Origin of the sequence: Streptomyces sp. NPDC059002, assembly GCF_042740435.1 — a bacterium.
In the GTDB taxonomy this organism is placed as follows: Bacteria; Actinomycetota; Actinomycetes; order Streptomycetales; family Streptomycetaceae; genus Streptomyces.
Map to the genome: position 1 here is coordinate 76786 of NZ_JBHYJI010000008.1, position 12343 is coordinate 89128.

Below are 12343 nucleotides of genomic sequence, written 5' to 3' on the forward strand. Positions count from 1 at the left end.
GCAGAAACCGCTCAGGCGCAGTTCCCGGAGGACGGATCGCAGACTCCCCCTGAACCCGAGGGCGGCGCCACGGAATCCGCGACTCCGAAGGGGTCGATGAAGGTCTTACTCATCTCGAGGACGCCTCTGCCGAAACCGTAGCTCCGAATGTAGCTGTTGGACTGCGCGAACGGCATCGCGAATCCCGCGACTCCGAGGACTCGGCCACTGATCCTGGGGCTGACACGTCCAGCATTGGCACGGCCGGTCACACCGTTGAACACCGGCCTGCTGTCGAAGCCGCTACTCGGGTGGAGCACGCGAACGCGGGGGTCATCCGCGTAGCGACCGGCCACTGCTTTGGCCTGATCCGCGCTCTGGGCGACATAGACGACATTGTTCGCCTGCCCCTTCTTCTGGGGATCCATCTTGTTGTCGATGTCGCCCATGACGTACTTCATTGCCTTGCCGTCCTGGGAACTCGTCGCATCGAAGTCGATGACATCCGATATCTTTCCGTTCTCATACGTGACTCGGATGAGATCGGATGTGGTTCCGTTGAATCGCAGATTGCCGTCCCTGTCGGTGAACGATCCCTTTTCCACGAGCGGCTTGAAGTCGTCCTGAGCCAGGTACTGCTCACCGGTCCCCTTTCCGGAACCGTCCGAGAAGATGCCTGCCTTCTTGAGGTCGTCGTTCAGCACCTTGAGGGCGGTCCTGGAAGCGGCGTTGTCGCCTTTCGCGGCAACAATGTGCCCGATTCCGTACTCGTCGTAGATCGCCGTGCGGCCGTCGGCGATAACGCCCTTCGACAGAGCGGGACCGCCGCCGCACGACGACTTGACGCCGTCGACGCACGGCAGGTGGCCGTCCAGCTCGACGTTGGAGACGGGGTTTCCGCCGGTGAACGCGTACCGGTTGCCCGTCAGCGCGTCCGCGCCGAGCCTCATGTCGGCGGCGGCCCCGTTGTACATGTCCCGGGTCGTAAACCGATTGAGCCCAGGACTGTAGTCCCGGAACCCCATGTCATACGTCCCCGAAGCCGCGTCCCACCTCTTCGAGTTGAAGCGGTACGGGTTGTACGCGGCCTTCGCGGGATCCCCCGCCTCCGGCTTGTCGATACCCGTGAAGTCGGCCGTGTCGTCGGAGCCGTACGCCGAATACCCGTACGTCGCCTTGGTGTTGCCGTCCTTGTCCGTCAGCGTCTCGACGTCCGTGTGGCCGTTGTACCCGTAGAACGTGGACTCCCCGGCCGTGCCATCGGCCGCGTGCTTCACCTGGGAGAGACGCTCGCCCCACGGCCCGTACTGGTACGACTTCGTGAGCTTGCCTGCGGCCTCCTCGCCGAGGACCTCGCCGGACATGCCGAGGTAGGTGTAGTCCGTCGACTTGCCGGAGGCGTCCGTCCGGGTGGACGTGCGGTCGAGCGGATCGTACGCGTACTTGGTCGCCTTCAGCGCGCCCGACGCCCCCTCCGCCCTCTCGTGCTGCCTGACGCGGTCGAACCCGTCGTAGGAATTGCGCTCCACGACCTTGCCGCCCGCCGTCACCGACTCCTGACGCCCGAAGGCGTCGTACGTGTGCTCAGCCGTGGCGCCGCCCACCGTCGTCTTCAGGAGACGGTTGCGGTCGTAGCCGAACGTCGTCTTCTTGCCCTTGACCGTCTGCGAGACGACGTTCGCGTTGTCGTCGTGGACGTAGGTCTCCGTGCCCGCCCCGTCGCCGGTACGGACCGACTCGGCCAGGCGGTCCACCGGGTCGTAGGTGTACTTCGTCGTCGACGACACGTACTTCGCGTGGTCGTCGGCGTTCATCTTCTTCGCCACGTCCTGCGCCTTGTTGCCGTTGGCGTCGTAGGCGTACGCGTGGGAGGCGACCAGCGTGCTGCCGTCCGGCTTCTTCTCCGTCTGGGCCTTGAGGGCGCCGTCCAGGTAGTAGTCGTAGGTGACGGTGTTCTTGTTGGCCTTGGTCTCCGTCTTCCGCTCGCCGCGGTAGGTGTAGTCGTAGGACGTGACCTTCGGCGAGGTGTCCGAGTCGGACTTGCCGACCGAGACCGTCTTCACCAACTCCCGCAGGTCGTACGTGTACTTGGCGTACTGATCCGGGTGCTTGAGGGTCTCGGGCTGGCCATTGGCGTCGTACGTGTACGACGTGGCCTTCCTCTCCTGGCCCGCCAGCGCCTCGACGACCTTGTCGACCTGGTTCAGGCCCGTGTACGTCATCGTGTACGCGTCGACCTTGGTCCCGGTCGAGGTGTCGTCGATCGAGGTGAGGTTGCCGTTGACGTCGTACGCGTACGCGAAGCGCTTGCGCTCGGTGTCCGCGTCCGCGGAGTGGTCGCGGACCAGCTTCACCGTGTCCGCGGCCGCCGTCAGTTCGGCGTTCTCGCCCTTCTTGTAGGTGTCGGTGCCGAGCTTCGTCCACTTCCCGGTGCCGTCGGACTTCGCGTACGACGTGTACGTGCCCGCCTTGGCGACGTTCAGCTTCCAGACGTGCGGCGAGGACTCCGTGCCCGCGCCCTTGCGGGCCTGCGCCTCGGACGCGACGAGCTCGCTCGCGCCGACCGGGATGCCGTCGTCGTCACGGGACTTGAGCTTGCCGTCGGGGTAGTGGCCCCAGCGCATGGTCCGGCTGGTGGAGCCGCCCGCCGAGGTGAGCTGACGGGCGTTCTGCTGGCCGAGGTCGTTGTAGTCGTAGGTGGTGCGGATGTCCCACACGTCCCGCGCCGTCCTGACCCAGCCGTTGTCGTAGTAGCCGTACGTCGTGTCGTTGCGGGTCGTCTCGCCCTGCGACGGCGGCGCCGACACCTTCTCCACGCGGCCCACGGCGTCGTAGGTCGTCTCCGTCCAGACCTTCCTGTTGTAGCGGGGGTCCTTCGGGTCGTACGGCTGGATCTGGCGCGCGGGCCGGTTCAGGGCGTCGTACGTCGTCTCCGCCACGAAGTCGTCGGGCTCGCTGTCCGTGGCCACACCGCGCGGAGTGAAGACCTTGATCCGGTTGCCGACCTCGTCGTAGCCGAACTTCGTGGTGCGCGGCGTCGTGCCCTCGTGCGGCACCTCCACCACCGCGAGCTTGCCGCGCTCGTCGTAGTGGTTGACGGTCGTGTTGTTCTCCTGGTCCGTCGTCGAGACGACCAGGGAGTCCTTGTCGTACGACTGCCGCACGGTGCGACCGGTCGCGTCCGAGACGGCCACGACACGGTGGTTCATGTCGTAGTCGGTCTTGGTCGTGTAGTCGTCGGGGTCGGCGGTCGCGTTCTTCTTGGGGTCGATGACACGGACCGGGTTGCCCGCGCCGTCGTAGACGTAACTGACCTTGTCCTTCTTGGCGTTGACGACCGAGGTGAGCTGGTAGACCTCGTCGTAGTTGTTGGTCGTGACGTAGTCGTCCGGGTCCGTGGGCGTCGCCGTGCCCTTGGGCTCGGTCGTCGTCCTGAGGTTGCCGACGCTGTCGTAGGTGTAGGCCGTCTTCCGCTCGCCGGATGTCGCCGTGTCCCTGGGCGCGGTGGCGGTCACGACCTGGTCCGCCCGGTCGTATGTCGCCGTGGAGACCGCGCCGTTGGGCGCCGTCGACGTGGTGACGTTGTCGTTGGCGTCGTACTCGGGCGCCGGGGTCGTGATGAACACGCCGGCCGCCTGGTCCTTCGGCACCTTCGACACCAGCGGGCGGCCGAACACGTCGTACGTCTGAGTCGTCTTCTTGCCCAGGGCGTCGACGACCTCGGTCACCTGGCCGCGGGCGTCGTACTCGGTCGTCGTGTTCTTCGCGAGGGCGTCCGTCGTCGTGCGCGGGTAGCCCGCGGCGACGAAGTCCTTGTAGGCGGTCGGGTTGCCGTTGGCGTCCGTCGCCCGCGTCAACTGGCCGTAGCTGTCGTACTCGTACGACGTGGTGTAGTCGCCGTCCTCGGCCGAGGCGACGCCTTTGGGGTCCGTGACCGTCTTCAGATTGCCCTTGGCGTCATGGCCGAACCGCCAGACGCGGTTCTCCGCGGAGGTCTTCTCGACCAGGTCGGCCACGTAGCCGTCCGCGCGGGTCCGGTACTCGTAGCGGACCGAGTGGGGCGGGAACTTTCCGGGCGCGCAGTCCGCCGCGGAGGGCAGGCCCTCCTTGTTCTCCTCCGCCGAGCGCTCCCAGAGCGGGTAGCCGGTCTTCTCGTCGTAGCAGTAGGCCGTCTTCGCGGTCCTCGGGCCGTTGTCCTCCTCCAGGAGCGTGACGTTGTGGCCGGCGTCCCAGGTCAGCCTCGTCTGCTCGGACTTGGCGTTGGTGACCTGGACAGGACGGTCCTGGCCGTCCGTCACGTACGTCGTCGTGTGCTTCTCGGCGTCGGTGACCTTGGTCTCGGTGCCGTCACCCTTCGCCGTGTACGTGAAGCCGGTCGCCGCGCGCAGCCGGTCCGTGATCGTCCTGGTCGACCAGCTGGACTCGGGCCCTTCGCCGTACTCGACGTCGGTGGCGTTGCCGCGGGGGTCGGTGACCTTGGTCAGCTTGGTGTTCTTGTTGCCCTGCGCCGTGTCGTACGAGAAGGAGAAGACCTTCGGCTGCGTGGCGCCGTCACCGTCGGTGAGGCGGCCGAGAAGACCCTTCGCCGTGTAGTGGAAGGCGAGCCTGCGGCCCGAGACGTCCGTCATCGACTTCACGTGGTCGTAGATCTTCGGGTTCCACAGGTCCTTGCCCGCGACCTTCTCGCCCTTGTCGTCGATGTAGTCGTACGTCGCGTCGCCTGCCCGGTAGTAGTCGAGCTTCAGGGAGCCGCGCCCCGCCGGGTCCTTGATCTCGGTGAGGAACTTGACGCGGCGGTTGCCGGAGTCGCGCAGCTCGTAGACGTACGTCTGGGTGTTGCCGTTCTTGTCGACGACCGAGGTGAGGTAGCCGTCGCAGCCGATGAGGAAACGGGTGCCGTCGGGGCGGGTCAGGGTCCAGGCGTCCGGCACCTCGGGGCTGCTCCCCGTCCGGCACACCGATGTGACGTCCGGCTTGGCGGTGAGCCGGTAGTGGTATCCCGCCGAGGACGTCCAACTCCCGTCGCCCTGCTTGCGGAACAGGTGCTGTGTGCCGTCGCCGTCGACGACGTACGCCTCCCCGGGTCCCTCGTCCGGGTGGAAGTCGAGCGTCGAACCGAGCCGCAGGGGCCCGGCCGCCTGCGCCGACCAGCCGTGGCCGAGCTGGCTGTCGGAGGTGTCCTGCGCGTTGTAGGTGAAGCGCGCGAAGGTGTTCAGGCCGCGGCCCGGGTTGGTGAAGGCGTTGTACGACCAGACGGTGTTGCCCGAGCCGAGGTTGCCCATCAGGGTCGAGCCCGCGCCGGTGTTCTTGCCCGTGAACGCGTGCTGCTTCTCCAGGCCGACGCGGTCCGCCGTCGGATCCTCGACGGCGGTGGTCTGCGCCAGACCGCCGATGCCCGGCTTCTGCGAAAGCCAGCTGTTGTCGGTCTTGTTGAGGACGTCCCAGGTGAGGGTGTAGCCCGAGCGCCGGTTGCCGTCGGCCGTGGCGGGCGACTTGACCGTCGCCTTGACGGTGGCGGACGCGCCGGGGGCGAGGGCCGGGATGTCGGCCTTCAGCTGGTTGTCGGCGGTGGTGGCGTCGGTGCCGTCCGGCAGGGCCCACTTGTACGACAGCGCGCGCTCGCCCTCCGGCCAGGCCGCGGTCGTGGTGTTGGTGACCGTGACGTCCACCGGATAGGTGTTGTTCTCGGACATGCGGGTGGGGGTGGCCGGCGCGTAGTACGTGCCCCACGGGGTGGGTTCGGCGGCCACGACGCGGAGTTGGGGCCGCCGCGCGGGATCGGACGCCTCACTCGACGCGAAGCGCACGCTCCCGTGCCGGGCCGTCAGGAGGACCCCCTTGTTGGTGCTCGGCCGCTTCGCCCACTGGCGGGCGAGCGACGTGACGTCCCAGGCGTACGTCCCGCCCTGGCCGGTGGTGTCGGAGACGGCCTCGGAGGCGTCCCAGGATGCGGAGTCCCCGTTGAACTTCCGCTTGAGCGGGCTGAGTTCGACGAGCGGCATCCCGGCCTTGGGCGCACCGCCCTTGGGCCCTTCCGCCCGCAGGCGCAGCTCCGCCTCGAGGACGGTCGCCTTCTTCGGTATGCCGGAGACCGGAATCCGCAGAGCGGCCCGGGTGCCGCCGTCCGCGCCGTGCTCCGCACGGGCGCCCGACTGCCCGGCCCGCAGGATCCGCAGCGTGTGCCCGGCCTTGGGCACACCCACGCGGCGCACCGGCGACGCGAGCAGACGGCCGTCCCTGGTCTTCGCCAGGAGGCGGTACGAGTAGCGGCGTGCGGTCTCCGTCGCGCTGTCCGCACGGGTGGGTACGGCGGTGGTGTCCGTGTAGGAGGTCGCGCCCTTGCGGAGCGGGGCCAGGAGGGTGGCGCCGGTCGCCTTGAAGCCGGGGCGGGCGGAGCGGTGCAGCTGGTACCCGACCAGCTCGTCGCCCTTGCCCTTGCCCGGGGCGTACTTGGGCCAGGACAGCTCGGGGCCGGTGCCGTGCACCACGGTGGGGGCGTCGAGGGCGACACCGCCCGCGCCGTAGGTGACCTCGGGGTCCGGGGAGTTGGCCGGATACTTCCTCGGTGGCGTTCTGGGTATCTCGGGAGGTCTGGGCGGTTTCCCGTCGGCATCCACCCCCGACACCCGCGCCGCCGACGGCCCTTCCGTCGCGTCCGCCAGGGCGGTCTGGGGCAGCGCAGCGCCCACCACCGCCGACGCGACAAGCCCGATCAGCAGCCTTCGGTAACCATTTCTCACCGTGCCAACCACCCTTCCGAAGCCTTCTTCCGGAAAGCAGGAAGAGGGCAGGTTCGAGCACCGCTCAAGGAATTCCCGAGCGGTGCGAAATCGCGGATCACCTAGCAGCCGAGAGTTCTACGCAGGCATTCAACGCCCCGTCAAGCAGCCAGACATGACGGATAATCAGAGGCTAAGTCCGTTATCTCCCCGCCCTGGCGGACAGCCGTACCGGTGTTGTATAACCGGCCGGATTTAAAGGGCCAGAAGCTCATGGCCCGTTTCGCTATGGGGTGGGGAAATGAAAAATGAGACTGCGCTCGAAGCGGAGATCGGGGAAATCGTCATACCGGAGAGTGCCCTCGACCACAAAACGGTCGGCGAGATATCCGACCGGCGCGTCGTGTCCGTGGGCGCCCTGCTGTTCGGCATCTGCGCCGCGTTCGTCGGCTACGCCTTTCTCGGCGATGACGAACCGGAACAACGCCCCGTCCCGACCGCGTCGGTGACGTACCGCATCACCGGCACGGGAGCAGCCGACATCACGTATCTGGCGCGGAGCGCGAAAGGCGCCGCCACCGTCGAGGCGGGCGTCGAGCTGCCGTGGAAGAAGACCGTGCGTGTGCCGCTCGGCAAGGACCCGGCCGTCAGCATCCAGCTCGGGAAGCGGGGCGGCGAGGCGAGCTGTGCCCTCTCGGTCCGCGGTGAACACCAGCAGCGGGCCACCGCGTTCGGCGCCTACGGACGCGCCACCTGCACCGCGGAACTGCCTGCGAAGCGGGGCTGACCTCGTCAGCCCCGCCCCCGCTCCCTGCGCGACACGACCGCGCGCAGCACCCTGCGCCCCTCCATCGACACGTCGAGGGCCTGCCGCAGGCCGCCCGCCGGGCCCGCGCCCTTGTTGGAGAGCAGTTCCAGGATCCTTATCTGGCGGCGGAGTTCGGCAGCGACGAGCGGGGACATGGCGTCCGTGCGGCCCTCCCGGCGAGCCCTTACCGAGCGGCCCGCGCCGTCGGGTGCGGTGTCCAGGAGGCGGTGGACCTGGAGCGCGGCGACGGAGCAGCCGTCGGCCCACTCGCGGACCTCGGCGCCCGAGTGGGTGGCGGGGACGGCGTCGAGCATGCGCCGGGCGAGCGCGGCCGCCTCGCCGGACGCGTCGGCCGGTTCTCCCGCGGGACCGAGCGCCGAGCGGGCGTCCGCCAGCTCCCCCGCGGGGCCGAGCGCCGAGCGGGCGTCCGCCAGCTCCCCGCCCCAGTCGCCGCCCTCCGCGAGCCTCGCCCACAGCGGCCGCAGCAGGTCGTCGTCGCCGCCGAGCACCGGCACGCACCGGTCGAGGCAGGCGAGACCGCTCGCCGCGAGGTCCCGCTCGTCGGCCTGCGCGATCAGCTCCACCAGGCTCATGCTGTACGTCTCCCGTCCCGGACTTGCACTGCCCCTTACTGCGTGCACTGCGCCGGGAACGTCACTGCCGTCACTGCGGCACGACACCGAGCCGGTCGAGAAAGCGGAAGAAGAGCTCCTCCGCGGAGGGTTCGGCCTCCGCGTTCAGCACGTCGAGCAGGGGCCCCGTCCGCGCCGTACGGCCCGACTCGGCGGCCCAGGCGACCGCGCGCTCGGCGGCGTCGCGCGGCTCCAGGAAGTAGTCCTCCACGGTGAGCCCGCCGTCGCCGAGGTAGCCGGCCATCGCGCGGCGCGCCAGGCACGTGGTCCACGCGCCGCTCTCCGGGGCCGCCGCCTCGATGACGACGCAGTCGCTGTCCATGACGTATCCGAAGAGCGCGGGCGCGCCCGTCTCCAGGGCGAGCGCGTTCATGTTCCCGACGTCACGGGTGCCGTCGCCGCTCGGGACCTCCCACACCTGCCAGCCGTCGTCCCTGCTCACCAGGAGGCTGAGCTCGTCGCGCACGCCCGCCACCGCCGTGAGCTCCGCGAGCGGACGCTCGCTCCTGCCCACGACGTAGTACCCCCAGTAGCCCATCGCCGTACCCCCGCTGTGCTCCGCCGTGTCCCGTTCGGCCTTCTTCGGGCGAATACACCACAGGCGTGGGCGAGTTCGCCACAAGAAAACAGAAACCAAAGGACAGAAAGCCAAGCGGAAGAAAGCCCTGGGCGTGCCGCGCAGGTCAGCCCGTCTCGTCGGCCAGCTTGACGAAACCGGCCCAGGAAAGCCCCGGCTCGCGCGGGTCCCACAGCTTCTGCACCGTCGCCCGCAGCGGCATCCGGATGCCCTGCGCCACCTGCTCCTGGGTCTGGGATCCGGCCAGGTCGCACCAGACGGCGAAGGTGCCGCCGAGGATCTGGTCGTCGTACTCCTTGCTCACCGGCCGGGTGCCGCGGAGGATCAGCGGGGTCCAGTTCTCGTAGATCCGCTGCCCGGTCGGGTAGCGGAAGGTGTTGGGCTGGCCGAGGACGTAGTAGAGGTACTCGTCGTTGTAGTTGACGAGTTTCCGCCCCGCGCGCAGATACTCGACGGGCTCGCGCGCGCCGTACTCCTTGCCCGTCCAGTACGCGACTTCCAGGTCGTCGGCGGCCTCGGCGATCCCGCCGCGGAAGAACCCGTCGTTCCAGGCCTTGAGCTTCTTGTCGTAGGACCGCATGACGTCGGCCCGGTCGTTGAGCCAGCCGGTCGCCAGGTCCTGCACCCGCCCGTCGGGCCCGTACCGCTCGCGCGCCGCGGCGGCCAGCTGCGGATAGGACGCCTCGGGGTCCTTCACCGTGAGGGCCCGGTACTCGTCGGCGCCCAGATGCCAGGAGGCGCCGGGGAACAGCTCGCCGTACTCCTCCAGGAGGTCGTCCACGATCTCCGCGGCCGCCGGCTTGGAGATGTCGACGGCGCCGCGCGTGGCGATGCCCCGTGCGTCGCGCAGCTGGAGGGCGGGGTGCTGGCGGATGACCGCGCCGAGGTGCCCCGGCGAGTCGATCTCCGGCACGACGGTGATGTGGCGACTTTCGGCCAGTTTCAGGATGCGCCGGACCTGCGCCTTGGTGAGGTGGTCGGTCGAGACGATCTCGGGGTGCGAGTCGGACTCGATGCGGAACGCCTGATCGTCGGAGAAGTGCAGCCCGAGCTGGTTGAACTTGAGGTCGCCGAGCTCACGGATGCGGTCCTCGATCCACCCCACGTCGAAGTGCTTGCGCGCGATGTCCAGCATGAACCCGCGCTGCGCCTTGGCCGGCCGGTCCCGCACGACCCCCTCGGGCGCGGTCCTGTCCCCGCCCACCTCCTGCTTCAGGGTCCGCGTCCCGTAGAAGACACCCGCCTCGGCGGGCGCCGCGATCCGCACCCTGCGGTTCTTCACGGTGAGGGTGTACGACTCCGGGCCCGCCCCCTCGCCGGACGTGAGCGCCAGCTCCACATCACCCTGCCGGGGATCGTCCTCCCCTGCGTACGTCAGCTTCAGCTCCCCGGCGAGCAGCCGCCCCTCGTCGGCGAGGTCCTCGTCGCGCACGACCACCCGCCCGTTCTCCGCGGGCCGCCACCCGGGCCCGCGCGCCGCGGTGTGCTCACGCACCGAGGGGATCGTGGCAGGCGCCTTGGAGAGTGCGTAGCTCCTGGCGGGGCTGGGAGAAGGGGACGAGGCGGACTTCCCGTCCGAGGGCGGCGGATCCCCTGGCCCCCCGTCCCCACCGGGCCAGACCACCACGGCCAGCACGACGGCCCCGGCGACAACGGCACCCCCCGCAGCCACGACGGGCCCGCGCTTCACACGACACCTCGCGGAGCGAGACAGAAGGGTGGGTGGGTGGGGGAATTCCGCCACGAAGCGGCGGCACAGAAATCCCCGGACGACGCCGCACCAAATGTCAGACCCATGAACCCACGCTACGACGCGCCCCCGCGAGAAACCTCGTCCACAGCGCGAAGCGAAACCCTCCCGTCCGAGTGAAATTCGCTCATCCATCGGACACCTGTCACCACGTCTCGCTAGCGTTACGACTCCCCCCACACCGCACCGCCCCCACCTCTGCCGTCCCCTGCCCAGGAGCGCACGCTGCCCCCGCACCGACTCAACTCCGCCACGCAGGGCGCCGCCGAAGCCGCTCTCCTCACCTGCTGCGGCAGCCGCCACTGGGCCAGCCGGGTCGCCGCCCACCGGCCCTACCCCGACCTGGACGCGCTCCTCGCCGCCGGCGACGAAGCGGCGTACGACCTCTCGCCCGCCGACCTCGCGGAGGCGCTGTCCCGCGAGCCCCTCGCCGTCACGGTCCCCCACCAGGGAGCACACCCGAGCGCGCCCCAGGGCACCGGCACCGGCACCTGCACCGCCGTGCACACCGCGCTGCGCGCCGCCCACGCCGCGTACGAGAGCCGCTTCGGCCACTCCTTCGTGATCTGCCTCGACGACGCCGCGCCGGACGAGGCCCTCGACCAGCTGCTCTCCGGCATCCGGTCACGCCTCGGCAACGATCCCGAGGAGGAGCGCGCCATCGCCGCCGAGGAGCTGCGCAGGCTCGCCCGCGGCCGCCTCACCCGGCTCGCCCTCGGCCCGGCCAGCCACGACGCGGAACCCGCGCACGGCAGAAGCCCCGAACACGCCGCCCGCGAAACCCGCCCGCAATCGCGTCCCGATAGCCCGTACGTGCCTGTTTGATTGCCTGTTTGATCACACCGGCGGACCCGGGGCAGGTCCACCGACAACTCGTCGATACGATGACGAGCGGCCGGTGGACCGTACCCGGCCGGGCTCGTCCGACAGAGCTGCTCTTTCTTTAGTTAGAAGACTGGCGGCCGGCCCCAATCCCCGCTCCCGGAGGGTTCTTCCGTGCCGGCTGGAACGCTGTACCGCGGCCGGGAAGGCATGTGGTCATGGGTGGCTCACCGAGTCACCGGTGTCCTCATTTTCTTCTTCCTGTTCGTGCATGTCCTCGACACCGCTCTCGTCCGCGTCTCCCCGGAGGCGTACGACGATGTCGTGGCTACCTACAAGACACCGATCGTCGCGCTCCTCGAGTACGGCCTGGTCGCCGCCATCCTCTTCCACGCGCTCAACGGCCTGCGCGTCATCGCCGTGGACTTCTGGTCGAAGGGTCCCCGCTACCAGAAGCAGATGCTCTGGACCGTCGTCGGCGTCTGGGTCGTCCTGATGGTCGGGGCGCTCTACCCGGTCCTCGGCCACGCCGTCCGTGAACTGTTCGGGAGCTGACGCCAGACATGTCTGACACCACGCTTGAGAAGTCCGGAACGTCCGGTGTGGGCCCCGTCGAGGGCGTGTCGCTCTACGACGCCGACAACCCCGCCCCGGTCATCGAGGCCCCGCGCAAGCGGACCTCCAAGACCCCGCGCTCGACCCGCGGCAACTTCGAGATGGCCGCATGGCTCTTCATGCGCCTGTCCGGTGTCGTCCTCGTGGTCCTCGTCCTCGGTCACCTGCTGATCCAGCTGGTGCTCGACGGCGGTGTCTCGAAGATCGGCTTCGCGTTCGTCGCCGGCCGCTGGGCCTCGCCGTTCTGGCAGGTCTGGGACCTGCTGATGCTGTGGCTCGCGATGCTGCACGGCGCCAACGGCCTGCGCACGGTCATCAACGACTACGCCGAGCGCCCGAACACGCGTCTGTGGCTCAAGGGCCTGCTGTACACCGCCACGGTGTTCACCATCCTTCTGGGCACGCTGGTGATCTTCACCTTCGACCCGAACATCCGCTAAA

Annotated in this window: 8 protein-coding genes; 4 read left to right on the plus strand and 4 right to left on the minus strand. The window is 69.1% G+C overall.

Annotation, left to right across the window (positions count from 1 at the left end):
- Window positions 1–11: 11 nt before the first annotated feature.
- The gene (locus ACFWZ2_RS10160) at window positions 12–6719 is read right to left on the minus strand and encodes a DNRLRE domain-containing protein (RefSeq protein ID WP_384544321.1); all 6708 of its coding nucleotides are present in this window, start codon (window positions 6717–6719) and stop codon (window positions 12–14) included.
- Between the two features lie 280 nt (window positions 6720–6999).
- On the opposite strand from ACFWZ2_RS10160, the gene ACFWZ2_RS10165 reads away from it, so the two are divergent.
- On the plus strand, window positions 7000–7485 hold the full coding sequence (locus ACFWZ2_RS10165) for a hypothetical protein (RefSeq protein WP_384544323.1): 486 nt from the start codon (window positions 7000–7002) through the stop codon (window positions 7483–7485).
- 5 nt (window positions 7486–7490) lie between these two features.
- On the opposite strand, the gene ACFWZ2_RS10170 is transcribed toward ACFWZ2_RS10165, so the two are convergent.
- From ACFWZ2_RS10170 to ACFWZ2_RS10180, 3 genes are all read right to left on the minus strand, one after another.
- Window positions 7491–8099, minus strand: coding sequence for a hypothetical protein (locus ACFWZ2_RS10170; protein WP_384544325.1), 609 nt, complete (start codon window positions 8097–8099; stop codon window positions 7491–7493).
- Window positions 8100–8169: 70 nt separating this feature from the next.
- Window positions 8170–8676: a hypothetical protein gene (locus ACFWZ2_RS10175; protein ID WP_384544327.1), complete on the minus strand. Its 507-nt coding sequence runs from the start codon at window positions 8674–8676 to the stop codon at window positions 8170–8172.
- Between the two features lie 145 nt (window positions 8677–8821).
- Window positions 8822–10405 (minus strand): glycoside hydrolase family 20 protein, encoded by a 1584-nt coding sequence (locus tag ACFWZ2_RS10180; RefSeq protein ID WP_384544329.1) that lies wholly within the window; start codon window positions 10403–10405, stop codon window positions 8822–8824.
- A 285-nt stretch (window positions 10406–10690) separates the two neighbouring features.
- Between ACFWZ2_RS10180 and ACFWZ2_RS10185 the strand changes: the two genes are divergently transcribed.
- The 3 genes from ACFWZ2_RS10185 (at window position 10691) to ACFWZ2_RS10195 (ending at window position 12342) form a co-directional block, all read left to right on the plus strand.
- Window positions 10691–11290 (plus strand): 2-oxo-4-hydroxy-4-carboxy-5-ureidoimidazoline decarboxylase, encoded by a 600-nt coding sequence (locus ACFWZ2_RS10185; protein WP_384544538.1) that lies wholly within the window; start codon window positions 10691–10693, stop codon window positions 11288–11290.
- Between the two features lie 171 nt (window positions 11291–11461).
- Window positions 11462–11842, plus strand: a complete 381-nt coding sequence (gene sdhC / locus ACFWZ2_RS10190; protein WP_384544331.1) for a succinate dehydrogenase, cytochrome b556 subunit — start codon at window positions 11462–11464, stop codon at window positions 11840–11842.
- Window positions 11843–11850: 8 nt separating this feature from the next.
- Window positions 11851–12342: a succinate dehydrogenase hydrophobic membrane anchor subunit gene (locus tag ACFWZ2_RS10195; protein WP_384544333.1), complete on the plus strand. Its 492-nt coding sequence runs from the start codon at window positions 11851–11853 to the stop codon at window positions 12340–12342.
- Window position 12343 lies beyond the last annotated feature (1 nt).

Coding starts and splice junctions, on each gene's coding strand:
- ACFWZ2_RS10165 (WP_384544323.1), top strand. CDS start 7,000: ATGAAAAATGAGACTGCGCTCGAAGCGGAGATCGGGGAAATCGTCATA.
- ACFWZ2_RS10170 (WP_384544325.1), bottom strand. CDS start 8,099: ATGAGCCTGGTGGAGCTGATCGCGCAGGCCGACGAGCGGGACCTCGCG.
- ACFWZ2_RS10175 (WP_384544327.1), bottom strand. CDS start 8,676: ATGGGCTACTGGGGGTACTACGTCGTGGGCAGGAGCGAGCGTCCGCTC.
- ACFWZ2_RS10195 (WP_384544333.1), top strand. CDS start 11,851: ATGTCTGACACCACGCTTGAGAAGTCCGGAACGTCCGGTGTGGGCCCC.